Genomic DNA, 25,493 nt, shown 5'->3' on the forward strand with positions numbered 1-25,493 from the left:
AGCCTGTATCCCCATATTTCATCTGGAAACTATTTTTTTTCGAAGAATAAAAGCCAAGTATTTGAACAGTAGTCTTTGGAAAGATATTGATAAAAGTATTTTGAGCCACATATTAAAAAAAGGAGACAACTACGCTATAGTGTCTCCTTAAATCGTCTAGCTGAGGCTCGAACTCAGACCTTACAGATTAAGAGCCTTTTAGGATTGTCCACATCAATACGAGTGAAGATCATTGTTTCGTGCTTGATAGGGCGCTTAAGAATGTGGCGCATTTACATACATATTTATTTTTCGACTGTGTTAAATACGGTTTTTACAGCTTCCAAATCTCCATTTCCGAAAGCTTTAACGACAGCATAGGGATCCCAATATTCTCTATAAGAATTTATAAGACCATCTTTTAGGGTAAAATACATCACCCAATTCTGTTGATACAATTGTGCAGTGGAAGGGATATGGGTTTCGCCATAGGCTTCTGTCCAGTAAGCATTTTCATCCACTTGATACACCCTGATGTTGGCATATTTTATATTTGGCATATTAGGTAGCCCGCCCTTCAGGTAATTGTACCATTCTCCAAAGTTCATCTTTTGGGCTGTACCGAGCGAGGATGCATAAGGAAATTCCACAATAACATCAGGGTGAAATAGGTCGATCACTGCTTCCGCACTATGGTTCAATCCCATTAATAGTTTGTTGAAAATCGTTTCTCCTGAATTTTCTAAGGACCTTTGATCTTTTTCTGATTTAATTTTCATCGTAATTAACGTTTTGTAATAACTTGCTTTTGATAAAATTAAATCTAATTTTATACATTGTAAAGTAGGTACCTTAAAGTATAGTATGTACTCTGTAGTATAAATTAAGCGGAATGATAAATAAAGAAGAAAAAAAAGTTGATAATTATTCAAAATTGCAGCAAAGCTTTTTGTTAAAGTCCAATCTAGATACAAGTTGTATCCTAAATCAATCACTAGCATTAATAGCAAATAAATGGACATTGCTCACTTTGATGGCGTTAATGCAGGGGATAAAACGAACCAACGAACTTCAAAAGCAAATTAATGACATTTCGCCAAAGATGCTGAATGAGACTCTTAAGAGATTAGTTGATTACGGGATGGTACAGCGAAAAGTATATCCGGAAGTTCCGCCACGCGTAGAGTATCGTCTGACAAGTTTTGGGAAAAGTACTGCTGACCCTTTAGCCGCATTACTAGATTGGTCCGTAGAAAACGAAGAGACATTGAGATCTCTGTTCGAGCGACTCACTAGTAAAGATTAGTATTTCCCGGCTCATGACCGGTGTCTTTGTCATTCGCGTTCTAACTTGTTGTGCGACCAACTTTCCATAGGATAAGAAATAGAATAACATTTTCATGATGCTTCCGGATCGGATCGGGGATTTAGCCACAATCGTACCGGATTGGGATACTTCGCTTGTTGTCATTTTAAAGACCTTTGCAGGGTAATCAAAATAAAATTAGAATGAACAAACAGAAAATTGCCTTAGTAACTGGCGGGAGCCGTGGAATTGGTCGGGATATCGCACTTAACCTTGCAAAAAAGGGCTTAGATGTGATTATCACTTACCTGTCCAATGAAAGAGCAGCAAATGAGGTTGTCGAACAGATAAAATCATATGGGAATAACGCAGCAGCTTTACAATTGGACGTTGCTGCTTATGAAGCTTATGCCCCTTTTTTTTCAGAAAAGTTATTGCCACTGTTAAATTCCAATTTCAAAAATTCCCAATTAGACTATCTTGTCAACAATGCAGGAGCTATTACTTTTTCAACTTTCGAAGATACCACCATCGATCAGTTTAAGGAGATGATACATATCCATCTGATGGCACCCTTCTTTATCACCCAGCATGCTTTGCGTGTGATGAACGATGGAGGAGGAATCGTGAATATTTCAACCGGGTTGACACGTTTTACCACACCAGGGTTTGCTGCATATGCCTCCATGAAAGGCGGACTTGAAGTACTTACAAGATATCAAGCTAAAGAATTGGGAACACGAAAAATACGTGTAAATACAGTGGCACCGGGAGCTATCGAGACCGATATTTTAGGAGGTGCCGTGAGGGACAACAAAGACATGAATGCGGCATTGGCTGCTGAAACAGCCTTAGGGCGAGTTGGTCTGCCTGAAGATATCGGCGCTATAGTTGCCTTTCTCTGTACCGAAGAAGCCTATTGGATCAATGCTCAACGAATTGAAGTGTCGGGTGGAAGTAACTTGTAATTATTTGGTAAATTTGACCTATGCAGGAAATCATTCAAGTCCAAACCATTAGCGAGTTTCATCGACTGTATAATTTACCCAAGCCTTTACATCCTTTAATCAGCTTGGTGGATTATGCGGAAATGTATAATGGAGTAACGGTTAAGTGCTGGTCGCAATCATTCTATTCCATTGCATTAAAGAAAAATGTACTGGGAAAGTTTAATTATGGACAGTTGCCCTATGACTTCGATGAGGGCCTGATGTCATTTTTTTCACCAGGTCAGATTCTAAATATCACATTCAACGATGAATTACCCAAGCAGGAGCCATCGGGATGGATACTCCTTATACATCCCGATTTCTTATGGAACACCACACTTGCCAAAACGATAAAGAGATATGAATATTTCGGATATGCGATTAATGAGGCACTTTTTCTGTCTGAGAGAGAGGAGGACAGTATGGGGGGGCTTTTGGACAGCATCCGCGAAGAATATAGCAGGAATATGGATGATTTCAGTAAAAGGATCATCATCTCCCAGATCGAACTCTTGCTGAATTATGCAGATCGCTACTACAAAAGACAATTCATTACGCGAGAGCGGAGTAATCACGAATTACTCACCAGATTTGAAGAATTGCTAGAGCTCTATTTCAACGAAACAAACGATAGCGAACGGGGCCTTCCAACAGTACAGTATTTTAGTGAAAAATTGAACAAAACCCCAGATTATCTGAGCAGTGTATTAAAGAATACAACGGGTAATAATGCCAGCCAACATATACAATTTAAAATTGTAGAAATGGCCAAACTCAAACTCTCTACTACGACACTTACCGTAAGCGAGATCGCTTATGCCTTAGGATTTGAACAACCACAATCATTGAGCAAGCTATTCAAAAAAGTTACACGCCAGACACCGGTTGAATTTAGGAATTTATATCAACGGCATATGTAGGTGGTTCTAGGTTCATGACCAACAAACTATTTAGCTCATTAGAAAGTTGGATTTGCACTAGTTCCTTATATCAACATTATTATACCCGTTGCTTTCCCTTTATCTTTGTAAGGTAGTTTATAGATAGGGTTAAAATGTTGATATATTTGGAAGCATTTATTGCTATTAATCTAGTTTATAATTTGCAATAAAAAAATAATAATCTAAAAAAATAATTTATGCCTTGGAGGGCGTTTTTTTAAAGAATCTCATGCTAGTGCCCCCAACAGTACTCCGCCTCGTTCAGCTAATAAACAATTAGAGCATTAGAAGAATCGATGAATGTTATTGTCAATAACAGACCGGTCATCCTCAATGAATCTTTGTAAGCAAGCTTTGAACATTATTTCCTCAATCAAGCCAATGAATGAGGTTGATTAGCTATTCAAAAACATTTTTGATAGGCTGTTGTTATTGGAGCAAGATGTACAACCTTATTATGAAAATATTTCTTTTCCTAAACTACTTACTTTGTTTTTCATCGCTTCTTCTGACTAGCTGCTCTTCATTGATCAACACTGTTCAGGTGCAGACCCTTACACAAAACTATTGTGCACCAAACGTCACCTATCAATTGATCCCTATTCAGGAGATTTCACCTTCTGACAGTATCCTGTTGTTAAAACATTTCTCAGCCCATGATTTTGTGCTGATTAAATACCTTAATCTAGCACAACCGACGCTTGATTACTTAAATAGTCCTAAATATTCTACAAATAGGCTGTCGGCCAAACAAATGATGACTGAAAAATATATGTTATTCGAGTCAGAATTGAACGCGATCGCAGCTGAACTCGATTGCAATGGAGAACGCATTGATAAGCTCGCTGGATATATTGATGAGCTTAATGCAAAAAAGCAAACTAGACTTACAGTAGCTTCCATTCTTTTAGGCGCAGTAACTGCGGTTACTGCAACTACGGTCCAAAACAACGATCTTAACAACGGATTGAGCATTGCTGGTGGTTTGGGTACAGCGGTACTAGGATTTATGACGTTAAATCCAAAAGGAAAAAGAATCCAGATGAACCTTCCGCGCAATATGCTCGAGAGTATCTGGTATCAAAACAACAATTCACAGATTTATCCAAGCTCGATCTGGGGAATCTTATCTGAGAAAAAGTTTAGTAATTCATTAAATCTTTCTCTAGTGGAAACAACCCGGCAACGCTGGTTGCAATATGGCTTGGACGACCAGCAGAATAGTCCCCTTGAGAAATTGTACTTCGGGGACGGTGGCGTCTTTGCGGCCGAAGAACTACATGATCTAGCTAATATGCACAATGAATTGCAGGCGACTATAAGATCCATACAACAGGATCTGCGAAGCCTAATGCTAAGCATAACCTCGGCCCAATAATATAAACGGTAAAACATATTGTATATGGCGAGATTATGGTCAGAAATGACACCGACATGAGGTGCTGTTAAAGATTGTAATCCTATTATAGAGACTGACAAAGGGAGACATTAGTCATGTGATTTCCCATCAACAATACTTTCCATGCATCCATTACCCGGCCGTTTTCTAACAGATGCTTCGCTTTTAAATGTATGTGTTTGGTGCGGCTGTCGATGGCAACATTGAGCAGTTCTTTCATTTCATCGGTTTTGCTAAAGGTTGTTATCTCGTCAATGGATGGCAGCGTATTAACAAGGGCCAATAGCCCTAAATCATTCCCGGTTAATACACTGGAATTTTTAACCTCCGTAGGAAAGGCATCAAGGCCAATCCCTATTCCTGTTGAATCTGTTGGTTTGGCAATTTTAAACAAACTATCAGCAGTTAGCCTACAATACCAGTCTCCACCTAAACGAGCTACCAGATCCATTTTAAGAGGGTCTATTCTGCCATTATAATCCAGGATAGCCTCATTAATATGAATCCGTTTTACTTCAGCTAAAATCATATTACCTGCTCCACCATTTTTCCCCAGCGCTATCACATCATTTACCACACATTCCAGTTGAACGTTCGACTCTGCTACCCGGGGCGGTTTTACTGTTTCCGAAGCTAATTCAGTAAATCCTGCTTTCGAAAACTCATTTACATTTTTTGGATAGTCTGCACTCGTCAGATAGGTCTGTTGAACCATATCATGGTGTACGATATTGATGACACATTCAGGTACTTCCAATACGTTTTCAAGGGTATGTTTAGTACTGTTATCCTGCGCTCTGGTTGTTGGCGAAAATACACATATTGGCGGATTGACACTTACCACATTAAAAAAACTGAAGGGGCTTAGATTAACTGTGCCGTTTTTATCTATAGTGGATGCAAAACATATCGGTCGAGGTGCAATGGCATCGTGCAAATAGCCCTGTACTTCCTTTGGTGTTGCCGATGAAACATCAATTGTTTTTAGCTTCATTCAAATTTTTATTAATCAAACACATCTCGCAATTTTTGTGTTTTCCAATGAAAATACAAAAAAACACCGATTATGAGTCAGTTAAAATATTTGATTTTTTTTAAATTTTTATTGTTAATCTTTTTTTGTCCACAAAACACGAAATGTCTAAACTCTAGCAGATTTCTATTTTTGCAATGAATTTGATGAAGTCCAATTATTTGTTGACTTGATAGTTGACATTAAATGTAGATTATCAAATAATGAACTGCTGGTATTATCGCTGATTGATATACGTTTTTCCCCATTTTTCCAAGGCTAGAAAAATTTCTTCCAGAGATTTACCTAAATCCGTTAATTGGTATTCCACTTTCGGCGGTACAACAGGAAATACTTCCCTAATGATCAGACTATCTTCCTCCATTTCGCGAAGTTGTGCAGTTAATGTCTTATCCGAAATGGGATCCAACCGGTCTTTGATATCTTTAAATCTTAATGGATGGCCAGCTCTCAAAACTTTATAGATTTTTAATTTCCATTTCCCTCCTAGGATAGACAAAGAAGCTTCGATGGTACAATCAACATTAGGATTGTTTTCACAGTTGATGGTGGATCTTCTGCTATAGCTCATTTTTTTTATTTTATTTTTTGTGATAACAATCTTTAAATCAATAATGCAAACCTTGTTCTTAGTTGCTTACCTTGCGGTAAGTTATTGTAATTCAAGTTTTTGTATTTTAATTTGGCCGTATAAATTAATATATAATATATGAATAATAAAATTTTAATTGCCGGAGGTTCATCCGGTATCGGTTATGGTATAGCCAAACACTTTTATGAAAAAGGATGGGATGTCCTGATTACCGGCAGAAACAAAGATAAATTAAATTTGGCAAAAGCTGCAATGCCTGGTATCCATACGTTAGTATATGACAGCGCGAATGAAGAACACCTAGCGGATCTGATCAACTTTATAGAAAGCAACTGGCATGGAAAGTTGGATATCTTAGTCAACAGTGCTGGCCACGTGGAGCTGGGAAGTTTAAAGGATATTTCAAAATCATCGCTGGAGGATATGTATCAGGCTCATTTGATTGGCCCGACTTTGCTTGCATCAAAATGTTTGAAATTCTTGGCTGCTACAAAAGGACATATTTTGAATATTACCAGTAGTCATGGCATCAAAGTATATACCGATTTAAGTGCATATGGTTCCGCAAAAGCAGGGTTAAATATGCTAACAAAAATCTGGGCACTCGAATTGGCTCCGATTGGTGTTAAAGTTAATGCCATTGCCCCTGGACCGACCAATACCGATATTTTGAAATCTGCTGGCTACGACGAAGAGACAATTCTAGCCATTCAAGACGTTGAAAAGAAGCAAATTCCTTTGCAACGTAGAGGAAATGTTGAAGACATTGTTTCTGTAGTCGTATCTATTTTAGATTCCAAGTGGACCACAGGCACTATTATACCAGTGGATGGCGGAATCTCTATTTCTTAGACACAATTAAAGGCGCAGAATCACGATATAAAGTGATCATTCGGGTGATATCACTTTATTTCATGAACTATTAAATTGATGTTTTTTTTAAAATACGTGATTATTAGTTAGTTAATTCTTTTGGCCTCACTGTTGTTTCAGTCACGATATACAAAGAATTGATAAACTTTAAATTTAAAAACATGAAGATTTTAGTTATTGGAGGCACAGGATTGATCGGAACAAAAACTGTCGCTAAGTTAAGAGCACTAGGGCATGAAGTTATTGCAGCATCACCTAATACCGGTATAAATACTATTACGGGCGAAGGCTTAGCAGAAGCTGTGAACGGAGCCGAAGTGGTGATTGATCTTGCTAATTCACCATCATTTGCAGACAAGGATGTGATGGAATTTTTTGAGACTTCTGGGAAAAATTTGTTGGCAGCCGAAATTAATGCTGGAGTTAAACACCATATTGCATTGTCTGTTGTTGGTACGAGCCGCCTCCAGGCGAGTGGATATTTTAGGGCAAAGCAGGTACAAGAGGATCTTATTGTCAAATCAGGCATTCCCTACACGATCATTCATTCCACGCAATTTTTGGAATTTTTAGGCGGCATCGTTGCTTCTGCACAGGATGGAGATGTTATTAATCTGTCGACCGCTAAAATACAACCGATCGCGGCTAAGGATGTTTCTTCTTTTGTTACCGAATTCGCACTTGGTCAGCCTATGAATGGCATCGTGGAAATTGGTGGCCCTGAACAATTTGAACTTGCAGGCCTGGTGCAACAATATTTGGTTAAAACAGAAAATCCCAAAAAAGTTGTTGGAAGTCAGGATGCCTTATATTTTGGTGCGCCCTTGGAAGAATTAACTTTAGTGCCTTCGGTGGATGCAAAATTGGGTAAGCTAACCTTTGAAGAATGGTTTCGCCTTAGTGCTCAAAAATAAATATATTCCGATCCAAGGGCAGACAATGTCCTTGGATTTCGAAGCCTATCTATCCCTTCTTAAAAAGATTATAACTATGAAGAGTTTTTATAACACCTTTACGAGCTCTTTGGGCCGAAAATTTACAATGGCATTGAGCGGACTGTTCCTGATCAGTTTTTTGCTGGTGCATATGTCGGTCAATGCACTCATATTTTATAATGATGGCGGAGCAACGTTTACAATTGGCGCACATTTTATGGCCACAAATCCCGTGATCAGGACGTTGGAAATCGTTCTTATTGTTGGATTTGTTCTCCATATTGTGCAAGGGCTTCTATTATGGAAAAAAAATAGGGATGCGCGCCCCATCAAATATGCTTATCCATTGGCTACACCTAAAATAAAATGGTATAGCAAGAGTATGACCTTGCTGGGGACACTTTTGCTTCTATTTTTAGTGATACACACCTCCAACTTTTGGATACCAAATCGTATTCACCAGTTTCGTTATGATGAGGAGCTGCCACTTTATGATTTGATGCTGGAGAAGTTTAGCAACCCGTTGGAAGTGTTGGTTTATTTATTTGGTTGTGTCTCTCTGTTTTGGCATCTCTTGCATGGTTTTACCAGTGCTTTTACTTCGCTCGGTATATCGCATCGTCGGTACAATGGTTTTATAAAATGGATGGGGACGAGCTTTTCAGTAATTGTGCCGCTTGTGTTATTCTTGATGCCACTGTCGATTTATTTTAAGTGGATAAATTGATTAATCAGAATTGCGTATATTCGAACTATAGCCAACTGTATAAACGCATGAATAAAAATGTAAGGGTACCGTCGTACCGCACTTCTGTATATCATGAAAGCAAATAAAACAACCAGTCCTAAAAATGATGTGGCCAAGCCGAGTATCGCATATTACCAGAAAGAGCGCGAGATACTATTAGCATTAGGCAATGATCTAACTAAAGTTCGAGACAAAAATGATCTCATTCGGCTTTTTAAGGAAGGCATAAAAGGCTTATACTTTATTACCCATACCATTGTTACGACCATCGATTACAAAGACGATACCTACAGTCCCTTTCTTCTTGACAATGACGGATCCCCGATTCGGGATCATTCGCGTTATGCGGAAATGATAAAAGCTCGTTTTCCTCTTAATGAACCATTTATTCAGGCTGTGTTGGGTTCAACCGAGCCAGTTTCATTTGTGTTATCGGATATTATGGACGATCCGGGAAGCCCAAAATTTCTGCGTGTCAATTATGAAAAAGGTGTACGGGAAATTTTAATGGCTAAATTGATGCGTGAGGGACATGCCATTGGCTTCCTTCATATTTATACCGATAAAATAAATGGCTTTAGTCAGAATTTCAGAGATGTCATCGTTGGTATTATTCCCCAGATATCCAGTGCAGTTTCCAATATCATAAAAAACGAAGAGCTACTTAAAAGGGAAAAGGAGAAGACTTTTCTGCTCGAATTCAGTAGCCGAATGGCCGCTGTTCGGACGAAGGAAGAGTTAACGGAGACTGTTCGCGATGTATTGAAGCAACTTAGTCCGACGGGAAGTTTTGTCGTTCGGCGAATCTGTGGTGATACGAAATCTTTTACAGAACCCTATATTTATGATTTCGGAACCCATCCCGTGCCGAAAAACAAAGTGGATTGGTTCCAACAATTACCCCTCAATGATGGTTTACAGAATCGTATTTTAACAAGTGCCATTCCTTTGTTATTTAATGTAGACCGGGAGGTACAGCGTGGTATTTCCTCAGGTTATCTCCATTATTGGAAGTCATTGGGGATAGCGACATTTACAGGGATACGCTTGCGGAATGGCGAGACCAATTTAGGTCTGTTGTTATTGGAGACTGCCGAAATCAACATCCCCTTACTCCAGAGCATTTGTGCGCAGATCTCAACAGCTATTTCCAATACGCTAGCTAATGAACAGCTGGTTAAAAAGCAGCAAGAGCAATCTTTTTTATTAGATTTCAGCAATGATATTACCCAGCTGAGGACAAAGCAAGACCTTCAGTCAGCCATCAGTAGGGTACTGGATAAAACCCTGTCCACAAAATTATCCATGATCCGTGTGATCGAAGCTGATGGTATCCACCTATCTCCTTTTATGTATGATGCCGCACTGTTTGCCGGTGCAAAAACCGATTTTGATAAATTGGCAAACAATCTTATTACAGTCAATGAACTATATACCGCCCAAGTATTGGCCAGCAAGGAGGGACTTGTGTTCAATGTTGAGGAGGAAATAAAAAAAGGAAACGATTATGCCCGATTATGGAAGACCACAGGGCGAAGGAATATGTATGGTCTGCCTTTGCGGATCGGTGACAAAAATATCGGTACAATATGGTTGCTGGCGGACCAGCTCAATAAGATGCTTATCAAAGGCATTTGTTCACAGATTTCAATTGCCATTGATAATATCCGTGCTAATGAGCAACTATTGGCCTATAAAAAGAATCTGGAAATAGAGAATGATTACTTAAAAGAGCAGATCAAAACTATTTACAATTTTTCTGAAATAATCGGCAGTGGGGAGGCTATGCAGCACGTATATCACCTGATGTCGCTCGTTGCAAGTACTGTCACTACTGTTTTGATTACAGGTGAAACCGGGACTGGAAAAGAGCTGGTCGCCAGGGCTATCCATATATCCTCGGATCGAAAAGATAAAGTCATGGTCAAGGTGAATTGCGCAGCTTTACCAGCCCATCTGATCGAAAGCGAATTATTTGGACACGAAAAAGGCGCATTTACAGGCGCCGTGGAGCGCCGTATCGGTAAATTTGAACTGGCACATCAAAGCACACTTTTCTTGGATGAGATTGGAGAACTTCCCTTAGAAGCGCAATCAAAATTGTTGCGGATTATTCAGGAACGCGAACTGGAAAGGATCGGTGGGCAGCAGACCATAAAGATTGATGTCCGACTTATTGCGGCTACCAATCGTAATTTGGAAGAAGAGGTAAAGGCAGGCCGTTTTCGGGCCGACCTGTATTTCCGGCTCAATGTATTTCCGATACACCTACCGCCACTACGTGAGCGGCTAGAAGATCTCCCTCAGCTTACCGACTTTTTTATGCAGAAATATAGTCGTAACACAGGGCGTAAAATGAAGAAAATAGGATCAAAAGTAATTCAGCAATTGCGTAGCTATACCTGGCCCGGAAATGTACGCGAACTCGAACATCTGATTGAAAGGACAATTCTTTTGACCACAACTACAGAGATTGACTATGTTTATCTTCCTAAGCTGCATGCTGAATCTGGACAGGAAGAGCTGCAGTATTTAAATTATTCACTCGATGAATTGGAGCGCAATTATATTATCCAGGTTTTAAAGCGCTGTGCCGGGAAAATTTCGGGACCGGGAAGTGCATCAGAAATTCTGCAAATTCCTGGCAATACCCTACATTCAAAAATGAAAAAACTAAATATTCGAAAGAGCGAATATTTTACCTGATTGATTATCATTTTTTTAATAAGACATTGAACGATGTACATTGGAAGAACCTATAAAATAACCGAATTTCTTTTCTGGACGCGACGGAATCTGTTTTTGTTACTCTTGATCAGTATTGTTCCAGTTTTGTTGTATGAATTATTGGGCCTTCAATGGCTAGTAGTGCCCTGGCCAATAGTTGCTTTTTTAGGAACAGCTACAGCCTTTGTCGTCGGATTTAAAAACCAACAGACATATAACAGGACGTGGGAGGCACGTGACATTTGGGGGCTGAAAATCGGCATGAGCAGGGCTTGGGCAATAATGTGTCGCGATTTTATCAAAGACCGCGATATTGCACGTGAGATTGCATTTCGGCATTTGGCGTGGCTCACACTGCTGCGGTATGCGTTACGCTCCAAGCGGGCTTGGGAAAATATTGATAAGTCTTATAATCGCGAATATGCTAGCTTATACACGATTCCAGAGCGGGAAGTAGCATTGTCAACAGTACTACAAAAATATATGAGTGATGATGAACTTGAAAAAGTGATTTCTGCCAGTAATCCGCTGACACAACTGATGAGTTTGCAGAGTGCCGCACTGGTGAGGTTGTCTGATACTGGTGAGCTTGACAATGCCCGTTTTTTCGAACTGCATAAATATTTGCGTGAATTTTCTACCCTACAAGCGAGAAGTGAAAAAATAAAAAATTTTCCTTATCCTAGGCAATATGCCACTGTTAATCGGATATTTGTTTGGCTTTTTTGTCTTCTGTTGCCTTTTGCTATGTTAAAGGAGTTTAATTCATTCAATGAATTTACAACTGGATGGATGAAGGGCCACATGGTGTGGCTTGTCATACCTTTCAGCATGATAATATCTTGGGTGTATACATCATTAGATCAAGTGGGAGAGAGTACTGAAAATCCTTTTGAAGGCAGCCCCAATGATATCCCTATTTCTCACATTTGTCATACTATTGAAAATGAGATAAGAGACATATGGGGAGATGCGAGACCTGCCCAGACCATTGTTAATCCAAATAATATTATTATGTGATAGGAACAGAAGATCTTATATCCCAAAAATTTAAATTTAGGAACGATTGATTTAATTGATCAAGTTGAATTTGTTATAAAATCTTGTGAAAGTAACCTCAATATTTGAATTCATTTATGAATTGTCGGTTTCATTTACAAAGCACTTATACGTTTACGCTCAACAAATAATAAACTAGCCTCAGCGAATTGTAAACTGCCCGGGCATAATGCTTAAAAAGCACTTATTTTAGTGAAAAGAATGCGTCGGATTACAGCGTAAAGCTAGCCGATGAAATTTAATGAATAATAGATGATGAATAGACTATTCCCAATATTAGCTTCCGTGATTTTATTTTCAAATTGTCACAACAATTCGAAACCTACGCCTGATAGGATGAGCGTACCGGAACAGCAAGTTGTTTTAGATGCGTTAGGCAGTCACATGCATCCTAGCATTACCGATCTTACGGAAGCAAAGCGTGTTCCGGCCAATCAGTTTTTATTGGCGAGCTATTATCCATTGACTCAAGCGGAAATTAAGGCCATGGAGCTCGCATCTAAGCAGCAAGACAGCTTTGCAACGGATTTAGCGGATGGAATACATTGCACGCTCACACGCGTTGAGCTTAGGAATGAAAAAAACGAAGAAGTGAACTTGATGGATACCGTTCAAAATCCATTGTACCTGCAACGTTTTGGTCTTTGGGACTATGATCATAAACTCTGTCAAAATGTAGGTATAACGATACAAACCAGACAATTTTTTTCTAAATTAAAAGGTTCGGTACAGCTCAGATTACAAATTGATCAAGGGCCCGAAAAGCTTATTGATATTCCAATAGAAATCAGTATAAACGATAATTTGAAGTAGTAGCTCTCGGGCAAAAGGAAATTTTCCAATTCGATTGCAACTACTATACTATCTCTTTTTGAAAAGAAAATATAACAATAGTCCGATGAATCGCTAACCGAGGGATAAGCGATACTAAATCGCAAGGGATCGTTTTAAGTTGAGCGCTGTTAATTAAACTATTGAGACCAGCTTGTTTTCTAAACCCGTCAATTCGACGGGTTTAAAATTAGGGTTGCATATACTATAAACTTTCTAATACTAATGATTACTTTGTTTCGACAATGTCCTGTAGTGCTCTGAATAAATTTAGCGGATATTCGGCCAATCTGTTGCAGAGATAGAGGTACCATTCCTGACCGTATACGAAATACAGTTTTGTGGGGTAACCGTCATCTCTCAATTGTGCCAGCTGTTCTGTCTGTATGCCATATAAACTTTCAAATTCATAGGAGTCCTTTTTAGGTTGTAGCCTATCAATAAGCTTTCTTACTTCCTGTTGAATTTCATGGTGATGCGTTGCAATGGAACATAAGTGACCTTTTGAAAGTAGCTGTTCGACGTAGTAAAGATAGCGTTCGTTGAGTTCCTGTCCCCGAGGTAGTGATAAGCCTTTGGCTGTTTCGAAAGCTCCTTTCACGATGCGGATACGTCCTCTTTCTTTACATATCGCATCAAAATCATCGGCTGTCCGATGGAGATAAGCCTGCAATGTGATGGACAAGTTTGAAAATTCTTTAGAGCCTTTCTGATAGAGCGTCAATATCCGGTCGGTCCTTTCGGTTCCTTCTGCACTGATGATCACTTCTTTGCCCTTGGCTGATTCACATATCTTGGAAAGGTTTTCATAACAGAGGCTTTCAGAGATTTCCAGCCCAATGTGCGAAAGGTCAAGTGAAATCGTTGAATTGAGATTGTGTTGCCGTATCGCATCACAGATACCCAAAAATTCAGCAGTTGCTTTTTCAGCTTCCGGGATTGTCCGTGTGCTTTCACCCATATACTCGATCGAACATTTAAAACCAGTATCATTTGAAGCCTGTACTTTTTTAAGGGTTTCCGTAAGGTTTTCACCGCCAATATATCGTTCAGCGGCTTTCTTCATTAGCTTGTAAAGAGGTTCATTATTCAAAATATAAGCTTTGGCATCTTCATTTAATGCAGCCTTCCTCAGTGCTTCGGCACCAGCTGTTAGTAGTTGTTCCATTTATCGATCTTAAAATTAGTTCTGTAAAATACATAAAATGGGAGGTTGAAAAAAATGAAATCATATTCAATGCATCATTAAATCCAAAGTCTTCTGCCAGGTTGAAGGATAGGTATTGCGTGGAGTCCTAATAAATATATTTCTACAGGGATTATTCAGGAAGAATATAAAGGTTATGTTAAACGTTAATTTTTTATTAGAATTCAAAATAGATTGAATCGAGCGAGAAGGGAAAAATGGTGTGACTGCATTTTTCGTAGCTTCTTGAAAACGGACTGAAATTTCGGGATACGCATATTTCATTTTGAAATAACCTTGTATTTATATAGATTTAATATGAGTTTTGTTGCTTAGACCAAGTGTAACCTAGGGAAAATATACCATGGATTTAAATGCAGTTCCATTGAGTCTTGATGAATTTAATCGCTTTAAATTGGGAGACGAAAAGGTTTTTAAAAAGATTTTTGATTTTTACAGACCTTTGATGTATCGCAAAGTACGTCGTGTATGTACTTCCGACCTAGACGTGGAGGAGATTACGCAGGAGATTTTTGTACAGCTTTTTGTGAAACGCAATTCAATCCCCTCTGCGGAAGCCATCTTTCCATTTTTATTTTTAGTAGCGAAACGAATGGCTATCACTTTATTTCGAAAAGAACTATCAAGACAAAAATATCAAGTGTCGCACTTGGCTGAATGGGATGAATTGAGCGATGAATTGGAACGGAAGATCGCCCATAAAGACCTGAATAAAATACTTCAAACAATTGTATCCCGTTTACCGCCGCAACAGCAGCTTGTTTTTAACAAAAGCAAAATAGATGAGATGAGCTACGCTGAGATTTCCGAAGAAATTGGTATTTCCAAAAATACCGTACGCAACCACCTCGTGGCAGCATGCCAGTTTGTACGTTTGAAACTTGATAGTTTACTTCTAATCTTTTTTTTAATAAAAAATATCTTTTGACTAGTTCATTCTATCCAGTTGTACGAATAATATTATAGAGTACAATAGATAAGAATGTCCAAAGTAGAAGCATATAAAATTATTATCAGTCAGTTTTTGGCAAAAACACTAGACGAGCGTGCAAAAGAAAATTTTGCCAACTATCTCAATGATCCAGATTTTTTGGAAGCATGGCAACAGCTTATGGAGGAGGGGGAGATCGAGCAGTCTTCAAACAATCAAATTGCGCATGATAATCTTTTTAAGACAATCATTCAAGATAAACGAATAAAAGATCAAGTTGTATCCAGCTCGGATAAAAAGAAATCACCAATCCATATGCTAAGATATGTTCGCATAGCGGCCATATTGCTGCTTGTCGGTATATCTGCTTCGATCTTCTTTTATGTGCAAAAAAATAGAACTGAAAATCAGTCTGTAGCTGCCAATTCACCAGCTGTAGTTCCGGGTTCCCAAAAAGCCGAAATAATTTTAGAAAATGGCGAGCGGATAGATCTCGAAAAACTAAAATTAGATACAGTCATAGATAATGGTGCATTTGAGATTATAAAATCGGACAAAGGCATTATATCGTATCGCTTGAAGAATTCAGAAGCTAGCAATCAGCAGACAGCGTATAATACAATCGTTACACCACGGGGTGGAGAATATAAACTACTGTTGGCGGATGGTACAAAGATCTGGCTAAATGCTGCCACTACATTACGCTATCCAATTAGTTTTAATGGCGATGAAAGAAAAGTACAACTGCAGGGTGAAGCTTATTTTGAAGTCGCCAAACGAGTCCACCATGGAAGGCGTGTCCCCTTTATTGTAAATACGGGAAATCAGAAATTGGAGGTATTGGGGACTTCTTTTAACCTTCAGAACTATGGTAAATCGATCGTGACGACCTTGGTAGAGGGCAAGGTGAAGTTAAATGTTCATGATAGCCCACAGGACAACATTTACCTAAGTCCTGCTGAACAGGCCGTGTTACATTTTACGAACAAAAATTTTTTAAAGACAGCAGTTGACCCGCGCTATTTCACCGCTTGGAAAGAAGGAAAATTTGCTTTTTATAATACATCTATTGACGAAGTCATGGAAATTATCAGTAGATGGTATGACGTGGAAGTTCACTTTGATTATCGTCCCGAAAATTTTGCTTTCTCGGGCACGGTGTCAAGATATGATGATATCAACAAACTGCTCCGTACGATTGAATTAGTCGGAGATATTCACTTTGAATTAAAAGGGAGGAAAATTTATGTGAAAAGATAACCGATGAAGAAGATTTCAGGAGCGTTGCGATCGCTCCTGAATTTTGTCTTCGAAAAGACTAGTTGAAAAAGATTTAATAGACTTAAAAACCATTACAACCGTATGCAAAAGTACAAAAAAAAACGGTATGGAGATTCTATGCCTAAAAGTACGATCTCTACCAAAAAAGAATTTGCTATGAAAATGTCATTAGCGATTCCCTTGTTGCTGGCCTCTAACCTCCAGTTGAGTGCAATTACATTTGGACAAGGAGTCAATTTCCAAAAGAAAAATGCTAAACTCGAAACCATATTAAAGGTTTTTGAAGAGCAGAGCGGTTACAATATTCTGTATAAAGCCGCTTTGTTAAACGATGCCAAACGCATCGATGTCAATTACAAGAATGTACCTTTCGAGTACGCATTGAAAGATGTTCTTGCAAACTATCAAATTGTCTATAAGATTATGGACAATAATGTCGTATTAAGTAAGCCAGCTTCTACATCAACAGCAACCTCATGGAATCGCTATATTGGAGGCCTCAATCATACAGTTGTGCTCCAACAGCGCAGTGTAGCCGGAAACATTGTTGATTCGAAGGGAAATCCAGTTAGTAATGTCACTATAACGGAGAAAGGAACGGATAATAGGACAACTAGCAATGAAAATGGCGAATTTGAGATTCGTCTCAAAACAAACAATGATCAGCTTGTATTTTCGATGCTAGGCTACCAGTCTAAGGAAGTTAACGTAAGTGGACAAAGTAAGATTCAGGTTAGCCTTGATATGGCTATCACAGCCATGGATGAGGTCGTGGTAGTCGGTTATGGAGAACAAAAAAAGGTCAATCTAACAGGGGCGGTTAGCCAAATATCGGGCAAGGAATTTGAAGATCGTCCCGTTACACAGCTAACGCAGGCCCTTCAAGGAAATATTCCCAATCTTAATATTGTTTTTGGGTCGGGAAAACCCGGTACCAGCGGTTCGGTCAATGTACGCGGGAATACCTCCATCAACGGCGGTGGTCCTTTGATCTTGATCGATGGTATCTTAGGAACATTGGACCGTATAAATCCCAATGACGTAGAGTCAGTTACGGTACTAAAAGATGCATCGGCAGCGGCTGTCTATGGCGCGCGCGGAGCGTTCGGTGTTGTTTTGGTCACCACCAAAAAAGGTGGTAAAAATGGAAAGACCGCAATAGAATATAATAACAATATTGGTTTCACCACACATGCAACGAATACTGACTTCATAACCAGTGGTTATTGGAATGCGAAGATCAATGATGACGCCATGTACAATGCATTGGGGTATCGGACCACACGATATACCGACGAAGATTATGAAGAACTGCTTGCACGGGTTAACGATAAGACAGAAAATTCGGACAGACCTTGGGTCGTAGTCAAGAAAGATGCCAGTGGCAATGACATATACCGGTATTATGCCAACTTCGATTGGTTCAATTATTTGTACAAAAAGACAAGACCAAAAAACGAGCATAATCTTTCTTTTTCTGGATCTTCGGGCAATACGCGTTATGCGGTATCTGGTTCCAAAGCGAGTGAACAGGGGATATTCAATATTGATCCCGATAAATTTGGACGCTATAATCTCCGGGCAAATATCGCGTCAGATATCCGGAGCTGGCTGACCATCAGTAATAACACACACTTTTTCAAATCTACCTATGATTGGGCCGGATTGGAAAATAATTTCAATACTGTTGCCAACAACGTAAGCAATAGTCCTACTTACCATTACCATGCGATGTACGTGCCCCGAAATCCGGATGGTACACTTACTGGTTATTCAGGTATCAATAGCTACCCCATTGGGTACGGCCTTCACAATGCACTCGAAAGTGGCACAATGCGGGGCTATACGCGGGGTACAGAATTTACCAATATGACGGAAGCGGTGCTGAAATTGGGAAAAGGTCTGTCTGTGACCGGAAACTATTCCTATCGCGAATTTCGCTCTGACTATTCCTACCGGCAGACCAAACAGTACTATTCGAAATATCCAGGACAGCTCGAATTGTCTTCACTCGGCGCACTGAACCAGGATAAGCTCCGTGAAAATATGGAAAAATATGCTTGGCATTTTATCAATATTTTCGCCACTTATCAAAAAGATTTTGGCGATCACCACCTTTCTGTAATGGGTGGTTTTAATCAAGAAGATCGTTTTTATAAGCGGATCGGAGGAACTGGTCAGGATCTATTGTCCGAGAATTTAAATGATCTTGATTTGGTGATCGGGGAGAAGCAGTTTGAGGCAGGTGGCGATGAGTGGGCAGTACGTGGTGGGTTCTATCGTGCTAATTACGATTACAAAGGCAAATACTTGCTAGAGGTGAGTGGTCGCTACGATGGGACCTCACGTTTTCCGAAGCATAGTCGTTTTGGATTCTTTCCATCCTTTTCTACGGGCTGGCGTATCAGTGAGGAGAAGTTCTTCGCTCCACTTAAAGATAAGGTCAATAACCTGAAGATCAGGTATTCGTACGGTTCCCTTGGCAACCAAGAGGTGAATACCTATGCTTATATTTCATCAATGGGCACAGGTCAGATCTCTTATCTAGTCGACAATCAAAAATTAAATGTCGCCAATAGTCCTGCACCAGTAGCGCCCACACTTACCTGGGAAGAAATCACGACCAGCAACATAGGTCTTGATTTTAGTTTGTTCAATAATAAGCTCGATTTTCAATCTGATTTTTATGTCCGGCAGACCAAAGGTATGCTCAGTAAAGGCAAGACCCAGCCGGCGGTGTTTGGCGCATCCGAACCTAAAGAGAATGCAGCCGACCTGAAAACCAAAGGTTTTGAGCTCTCTCTTTTATGGAAAGACCATTTTGACATTGGAGGAAAACCTTTTAATTATTCCGTACGGGCGATGCTATCTGATTATCAAGCTGAAATCACCAAGTTTGCCAACGATGCCGGACTGTTAAGCAATTATTATACAGGACAAAAACTGGGCGAAATATGGGGCTATCATTACGACGGATTTTTTAAGACAACCGAAGAGGCACAGGAGTATGCGAAACATGTTAATCAAGATCAGATCAATAGGCGTCGTGTGCAGGCTCCCACGGCCGACCTGCGTATGCTTCAGGCCGGAGATATCAAAATCTTGGATCTCAATGGTGATGGCATCATTGATGCGGGAGATAATACGCTTTCCAATCCCGGAGATCGCACAATCATCGGAAACAGTCAGCCGCGTTATTCATATGGGCTAAACCTAGGTGCTAATTGGAATGGCATTGACCTGTCCGCTTTTTTTCAGGGTATAGGCAAACAAAATTGGTATCCCAATCTAGAGGCGCAAGCTTTTTGGTCCGTCTATGCGAGACCATACGATTCATTTATTCCTGCCAATTTTCAGGATAAAATATGGTCGCCAGAAAATCCAGATGCTTATTTCCCTTTTTTACGGGGCTATACAGCACAAAACGCGGAACTTTCTGTCGCCAACGATATGTATATGCAGGATGTCGCTTACCTAAAGCTTCGCAATCTAACTGTAGGCTATACCTTTCCTGTTGCGCTCACCCAAAAGGCAAAGATCAATAAACTACGCCTATTTTTCAGTGGAGAAAATTTACATACCTGGACCAAATTGAAGACCGATTACATCGACCCCGAACAGGTGATGACCGACAATACGGGTAGGAGTTATCCTGTCGGCCGCGTATATTCCTTTGGTGCTCAGCTGTCTTTTTAATTTACCTATGTCTATCATTAAAATGAAGAAATCATGAAAAGAAACCTCAATATTTTTACGCTCATTGTTGGACTTTTAGTTAGTTCTTGCAATAACGATTATCTGGAGCGATATCCCATAGCCGAATTGGCACCTGAAAACTATTTCCGGACAGCCTCCGAGTTACAGACCTTTACTAATGCTTTTTACGCAGATCTTCCTGATGCACTCGCCATCCATTACAATACGCCCGGTCAGGGCGATGACGAAGCCCGTAATACGCTGGCTTCTGAATTTCAGGGCACCCGTATAACGCCTGCCAGTGACGGAGGTTGGACATGGACATCCCTTCGCCGTATAAATTTCTATCTTGAAAATTCGCACAAATGTGCGGATGAGACAGCACGCCTGCAGTATGATGGTATTGCCAGATTTTTTCGTGCATATTTCTATTATGACAAGATCGTACGCTTTGGTGACGTACCCTGGTACGATAAAGTAAATCAGCTTGATGATCCGGCTATGTTCAAACAGAGGGATTCCCGCAAAGTTGTTTTTGCTAAAATACTTGAAGATCTTGATTTTGCTATTGCCAATTGTAGTACGACCAAAAGACCGCAATTGATCAGCAAGTGGACCGCTTTGGCTTTCAAATCCCGCATGTGTTTATTCGAGGGAACCTTTCGCAAATACCATGGTTTAGGTGATTGGGAAGATATCCTTCAGCAAAGTGTGGCGGCCGCAGACGAATTGATGAGCTCCAATACCTACAGTATCTACAAAGGCGACCCAAGTAAGGTTTATCAGGAGCTGTTCATTGCTGAGGATGCCAATCCCGCGGAAATGATCTTGGCACGGCAATATAGCGTATCTGTTCCTTTTGTACATTCTGCGAATTTCTATATGTTATCGGCTTCTTTTGGTCGCCCAGGGATGGTTAAAGAACTTGTGAATAGTTATTTGATGAAAGATGGAAGCCGATTTACGGAGAAGCCTAACTTTGATAAACTATCGTTTTACGAAGAAACGCAGGACCGTGACCCGAGGCTATCGCAAACCATTCGTACACCAGGTTACAAACGTATCGGTGCAAGTACCACCTCAGTTCCGGATTTTGCAACATCAGTGACAGGTTATCAATATGTAAAGTATATTCTTTCACCGGCCTTTGATGCAGGACAAAGCAGCAATGATATGCCCATTATCCGTTATGCAGAGGTATTACTTAACTATGCCGAAGCAAAGGCCGAATTGGGTACGATCAGCCAGAGTGATATCGATAGATCTATTAAGTTGCTTCGGGATCGCGTCAATATGCCCAATTTGGTATTAGCCGATGCCAACTCCAAAGCTGATCCTTATCTTTTGGCCAGCTATCCCAATGTAAGCAAAAGTGCCCAAACAGGGGCGATATTGGAAATCCGCCGAGAGCGCCGCATTGAGCTGGTCAAAGAAGGACTACGTTACGATGATCTTTTGCGCTGGAAAGAAGGAGCGAAAGTTGCCAAGCCTTTTTACGGGATGTATTTTCCGGGGGCAGGGGAGTATGATCTAGATCGAGATGGCAAATTGGATCTTGTTATCTATGAAGGCACTGCACCAGTTAAAAAGCCCGGTGTCCAATATCAGAAACTAGGTGAACTCGTTTTAGAAAATGGAAAAAACGGAGGACGTATTGTCAATCTGCCGGACATCCTTAAAAAATGGACAGAGCAAAAAGATTACTACTATCCAATCCCGACACAGGAACTTCAGTTAAATACCAAGCTCGAACAGAATGAAGGTTGGGACAAATCAGGAACTTAAAAGAAAAAGAAAATGAAAAACTATAAAAATGCGATTGTTATTGCCATCATCATGGCGGTGAATTTGGGCGTAGCAAATGCGCAGGAAACATTAAAGATTGTCTCGTATAATGTGCTTTATGGATTAAAGAAAGATTCTGTTAATATAGATCGGTTTGTAAACTTTACACGGGATTGGAAGCCAGATGTGATCGCACTCGAAGAAATGAATGGATATACGCAAAAGACGTTGGAGCAATTGGGGCATCAGATCGGTCACGACTATGTTCTACAATCTAAAGAAGAAGGATTTCCTGTGGCCATTACCTCCACATATCCCTTGGTCAATTTTAGGAAAGTTACCGAAAATATGTGGCATAGCTACATCTATGCGAAAATAAAAGGTGTGCACTTTTTTGTCATTCATTTTTCGCCATTCAGTTATGAGAAGCGATTGAAGGAAGTAACTGATGTTTTGGCACAAGTCAATGAAATCCCTAGTAACGAGCCTATACTAATCATGGGTGACTTTAATTCTTTAGATATTTCCGATAAGGATAGATATGGCAAGGAGGTCTTGAACGCTATGCAGCAAAGTGAGCAAAAACATGATCACATCCGTAACTTGCGTAATGGAGCGATCGATTATTCTGTATTGGGTAAACTACATGAAGCAGGATTTCAGGATACTTATCGTTTGTTACATAAGGAGTTTGAAAGTTCCGTTCCGACCTTTAAGGATGGTAATGGAAATATCAAGCAAAATAATACCGGTCATCCCAAACGTATTGATTTTATTTGGGCCAATTCAGTGGCAGCATCCTGGGTTACCAAAAGTGGTATCATCAAGAATGAATATACACATTATATTTCTGATCATTACCCAACATTTATAGAGCTTAAGCTCAGTAAATAATAAAATCCGCCCCTTATGGGGGCGGATTTTATTCCTTGAATCCTTAATTAATTCGATATTCTAAGACATGCATTATCCAATCATAAATTTCCCTAGCGGACCAAATTATGGATGACTTGTAATAAAGGCTTTGTTTCTTCAGATAACGATAGATTCTCTGAGGCTTATAATTCTTTTTTTTGAACAGCCGAAATTACTGTAGCATCTATTAGTTTTCTAGCGATTGAGGTAGTTGCAGATAAAAATGAAATCGTGTTCCAAGCAGGATGGGACATGACAGTTTTTCTGCAGGATTTATAGATATTGGATCTAATAACATTATAAGCCTCAAAAATTATGACCATTCCAGCTGCAGATGCGTTCCTTATCGATCGCTTTCGAAAGGGTGATAGCACCGCTTTTGAGGAATTGTTTTGGCTTTATCACAAACCCTTATATAGATTTGCTTGTACCTACTCAAAGGACAAGCAACTCGCGGAGGAAATAACACAGGAGGCCTTTGTCAAATTATGGATAAATCGAGAGAAAATATCATGCGATCTATCTTTATATCCGTATTTATTTACACAGGTACGCCGAATGACTATTGATGCGTTTCGTAAAAAAATTCATGCTGATCGCTATATTGATGAATGTAAGATGTGGCTTGACATCGGCGTAGAACAAACAGCAGAAACGGTGCAGTGGAATGAACTTAATGGCATAGCCACAGCAGCCATAAGCCAACTTTCTGAACAGCAGAAACAAGTCTTTGAGATGAGCAGATTTCAAGGCTTAACCTATGACGAAATTGCACAGCAGTTGCATATCTCGAAAAATACGGTGAAATATCATCTTATGAATGCCTTGAAGAACCTCAGAAAGGCTCTGGCACATTATGAAATTATCGGTTTGTTGTTGACTATTTTATTTTTTTAATTTTTTCACTACCCGACCTTCTGAGTTAGCCGTTTACCCTTGTATAAACCTTAAATGCTAACCAAGATGGAAACTGCTAGAATCAACTATTTACTGAAAGCTTACCTAAGCGACACGTTATCGTCTGTCGAGCGTGAAGAATTGTTGGTTCTGCTACAGTCTGATTCCAATGGATCAGAATTGGGCGAAAACATGCAGGAGCTGATCGAGGAGTTGACGCAAGCCGGGCAATTGCCTGTTGATATTCCTTCTCAAGCATTGTGGCGGTCTTTATCGCAGGATGCTAGGTTGCAGCCAGACAAGGTCTATTCGATTGGACGTCGGAAAAAATGGAAATGGATCTCCGTTGCAGCTGCCGTATTGATTTTGCTAGGTGCTTTTTTTTATGATCAATCTCAGGCACCGGTAAAGGGCTCTAAGGAAAGTTCCGTCATGGCCAAGCAGCAAAGGTCTCCTAAAGCTGACTTCATTGCTCCGGGAAAGCAAGAGGCAACGCTAACCTTACCCGATGGACAAATTATAGCGATGGAGGATCTCATAAACGGCGAACGTGTCAAGGGGAAAAACTTTGAAGTCAGTATGGAAAATGGACAGATTCGATGCCATGGATTGCATGGACAGCCCGTTAATATGATGACAACACTGCGAACACCAAGAGGAGGTGAATACCAATTAAATTTACCCGATGGAACAAAGGTGTGGTTGAACGCCAGTTCATCGATTACCTACCCCATCAATTTTGCAAAAGATCGACGTGAAGTACAGATTGAAGGGGAAGCATATTTTCATGTCAGAAAAGATCTGAAACGACCATTTACTGTACATGCCGAAAAGACAGCCATTACTGTATTGGGGACACAATTTAATGTCTCGGCTTATCCCGAACAGAAAAATATCAAGACGACGCTAGTGGAGGGAAGTGTAGAGCTTCAAAGAGGAAGTCTAGTGCGTAAGCTCCATCCTGGAGAAGAAGCGAATAGCACAAAGGGAGAACTAGAGCAAATCAAAATCCATACAGTAGACGTCGAAGAAGCAATCGCCTGGAAAAACGGCTATTTCTACTTCCATAATGAAAATATAAAAGAAGCGATGGAGAAAATAGCCCGATGGTATGATGTTGAGGTCGTTTTTCAGGGAAATGTGCCAAAAAAAGGTTTGGATGGCACCATATCACGTTTAGAAAATTTGAATCAATTGTTGCAGGCCTTAGAAATGACCGGAACAGCACACTTTACATTACAAGAAAGGAGGATTATCGTCAGCGAATAATATATTTTTTTTACAGGCCTGATAAAGAAATTGGGAGTGCGGGAACACCCCCAATCGATTTAAAGCTTGTTTCCTAGTTAACGTTTAACCAATTAAAAGC

At 39.9% G+C, this 25,493-nt stretch carries 21 protein-coding genes; 17 read left to right on the top strand and 4 right to left on the bottom strand.

Annotated features, from left to right (window positions below):
- Positions 1-284: 284 nt before the first annotated feature.
- On the bottom strand, positions 285-758 hold the full coding sequence (locus B4A24_RS20995; RefSeq protein WP_293946924.1) for a nuclear transport factor 2 family protein: 474 nt from the start codon (positions 756-758) through the stop codon (positions 285-287).
- Positions 759-871: 113 nt separating this feature from the next.
- Between B4A24_RS20995 and B4A24_RS21000 the strand changes: the two genes are divergently transcribed.
- The 4 genes from B4A24_RS21000 to B4A24_RS21015 all read left to right on the top strand — a co-directional run bounded on the left by B4A24_RS21000 (position 872) and on the right by B4A24_RS21015 (position 4,593).
- Complete coding sequence (locus tag B4A24_RS21000; RefSeq protein ID WP_293946925.1) at positions 872-1,285, top strand: winged helix-turn-helix transcriptional regulator; 414 nt, start codon at positions 872-874, stop codon at positions 1,283-1,285.
- Between the two features lie 203 nt (positions 1,286-1,488).
- The gene (locus tag B4A24_RS21005; protein WP_293946927.1) at positions 1,489-2,253 is read left to right on the top strand and encodes an SDR family NAD(P)-dependent oxidoreductase; all 765 of its coding nucleotides are present in this window, start codon (positions 1,489-1,491) and stop codon (positions 2,251-2,253) included.
- Positions 2,254-2,273: 20 nt separating this feature from the next.
- Positions 2,274-3,194: a helix-turn-helix domain-containing protein gene (locus tag B4A24_RS21010; RefSeq protein ID WP_293946929.1), complete on the top strand. Its 921-nt coding sequence runs from the start codon at positions 2,274-2,276 to the stop codon at positions 3,192-3,194.
- A gap of 478 nt (positions 3,195-3,672) precedes the next feature.
- Complete coding sequence (locus B4A24_RS21015) at positions 3,673-4,593, top strand: hypothetical protein (protein WP_293946930.1); 921 nt, start codon at positions 3,673-3,675, stop codon at positions 4,591-4,593.
- Between the two features lie 85 nt (positions 4,594-4,678).
- Here the strand turns inward: B4A24_RS21015 and B4A24_RS21020 are convergent, their stop codons facing one another.
- Together B4A24_RS21020 and B4A24_RS21025 are read right to left on the bottom strand one after the other, a co-directional pair.
- A complete protein-coding gene (locus B4A24_RS21020; RefSeq protein ID WP_293946931.1) occupies positions 4,679-5,608 on the bottom strand; it encodes a flavin reductase family protein in 930 nt (309 codons plus the stop codon).
- A gap of 256 nt (positions 5,609-5,864) precedes the next feature.
- On the bottom strand, positions 5,865-6,218 hold the full coding sequence (locus B4A24_RS21025) for a winged helix-turn-helix transcriptional regulator (RefSeq protein WP_172392896.1): 354 nt from the start codon (positions 6,216-6,218) through the stop codon (positions 5,865-5,867).
- 138 nt (positions 6,219-6,356) lie between these two features.
- On the opposite strand from B4A24_RS21025, the gene B4A24_RS21030 reads away from it, so the two are divergent.
- The 6 genes from B4A24_RS21030 to B4A24_RS21055 all read left to right on the top strand — a co-directional run bounded on the left by B4A24_RS21030 (position 6,357) and on the right by B4A24_RS21055 (position 13,394).
- Positions 6,357-7,091 (top strand): SDR family NAD(P)-dependent oxidoreductase, encoded by a 735-nt coding sequence (locus B4A24_RS21030; protein ID WP_293946932.1) that lies wholly within the window; start codon positions 6,357-6,359, stop codon positions 7,089-7,091.
- A 182-nt stretch (positions 7,092-7,273) separates the two neighbouring features.
- The gene (locus B4A24_RS21035; RefSeq protein ID WP_293946933.1) at positions 7,274-8,026 is read left to right on the top strand and encodes an SDR family oxidoreductase; all 753 of its coding nucleotides are present in this window, start codon (positions 7,274-7,276) and stop codon (positions 8,024-8,026) included.
- 76 nt (positions 8,027-8,102) lie between these two features.
- Entirely contained in the window at positions 8,103-8,774 is a 672-nt protein-coding gene (locus tag B4A24_RS21040) for a succinate dehydrogenase cytochrome b subunit (RefSeq protein WP_108632959.1), read from the top strand.
- Between the two features lie 93 nt (positions 8,775-8,867).
- A complete protein-coding gene (locus B4A24_RS21045; RefSeq protein ID WP_293946934.1) occupies positions 8,868-11,501 on the top strand; it encodes a sigma 54-interacting transcriptional regulator in 2,634 nt (877 codons plus the stop codon).
- 33 nt (positions 11,502-11,534) lie between these two features.
- On the top strand, positions 11,535-12,542 hold the full coding sequence (locus tag B4A24_RS21050; protein WP_293946935.1) for a bestrophin family protein: 1,008 nt from the start codon (positions 11,535-11,537) through the stop codon (positions 12,540-12,542).
- A gap of 291 nt (positions 12,543-12,833) precedes the next feature.
- The gene (locus tag B4A24_RS21055) at positions 12,834-13,394 is read left to right on the top strand and encodes a hypothetical protein (protein WP_293946936.1); all 561 of its coding nucleotides are present in this window, start codon (positions 12,834-12,836) and stop codon (positions 13,392-13,394) included.
- A gap of 247 nt (positions 13,395-13,641) precedes the next feature.
- On the opposite strand, the gene B4A24_RS21060 is transcribed toward B4A24_RS21055, so the two are convergent.
- On the bottom strand, positions 13,642-14,580 hold the full coding sequence (locus B4A24_RS21060; protein WP_293946937.1) for a proline dehydrogenase family protein: 939 nt from the start codon (positions 14,578-14,580) through the stop codon (positions 13,642-13,644).
- Between the two features lie 382 nt (positions 14,581-14,962).
- Between B4A24_RS21060 and B4A24_RS21065 the strand changes: the two genes are divergently transcribed.
- From B4A24_RS21065 to B4A24_RS21095, 7 genes are all read left to right on the top strand, one after another.
- Positions 14,963-15,547, top strand: a complete 585-nt coding sequence (locus B4A24_RS21065; RefSeq protein WP_293946938.1) for an RNA polymerase sigma factor — start codon at positions 14,963-14,965, stop codon at positions 15,545-15,547.
- A gap of 54 nt (positions 15,548-15,601) precedes the next feature.
- Entirely contained in the window at positions 15,602-16,810 is a 1,209-nt protein-coding gene (locus tag B4A24_RS21070; protein WP_293946939.1) for a FecR family protein, read from the top strand.
- A gap of 102 nt (positions 16,811-16,912) precedes the next feature.
- On the top strand, positions 16,913-20,527 hold the full coding sequence (locus B4A24_RS21075; RefSeq protein WP_293946940.1) for a TonB-dependent receptor: 3,615 nt from the start codon (positions 16,913-16,915) through the stop codon (positions 20,525-20,527).
- Between the two features lie 33 nt (positions 20,528-20,560).
- On the top strand, positions 20,561-22,312 hold the full coding sequence (locus B4A24_RS21080; RefSeq protein ID WP_293946941.1) for a RagB/SusD family nutrient uptake outer membrane protein: 1,752 nt from the start codon (positions 20,561-20,563) through the stop codon (positions 22,310-22,312).
- 12 nt (positions 22,313-22,324) lie between these two features.
- A complete protein-coding gene (locus tag B4A24_RS21085) occupies positions 22,325-23,206 on the top strand; it encodes an endonuclease/exonuclease/phosphatase family protein (RefSeq protein WP_293946942.1) in 882 nt (293 codons plus the stop codon).
- Between the two features lie 336 nt (positions 23,207-23,542).
- A complete protein-coding gene (locus B4A24_RS21090; protein ID WP_293946943.1) occupies positions 23,543-24,124 on the top strand; it encodes an RNA polymerase sigma factor in 582 nt (193 codons plus the stop codon).
- 66 nt (positions 24,125-24,190) lie between these two features.
- The gene (locus tag B4A24_RS21095; protein WP_293946944.1) at positions 24,191-25,393 is read left to right on the top strand and encodes a FecR family protein; all 1,203 of its coding nucleotides are present in this window, start codon (positions 24,191-24,193) and stop codon (positions 25,391-25,393) included.
- The last annotated feature ends 100 nt before the right edge of the window (positions 25,394-25,493 follow it).

Origin of the sequence: Sphingobacterium sp. UBA7249, assembly GCF_002472835.1 — a bacterium.
Classification (GTDB): Bacteria; Bacteroidota; Bacteroidia; order Sphingobacteriales; family Sphingobacteriaceae; genus Sphingobacterium; species Sphingobacterium prati.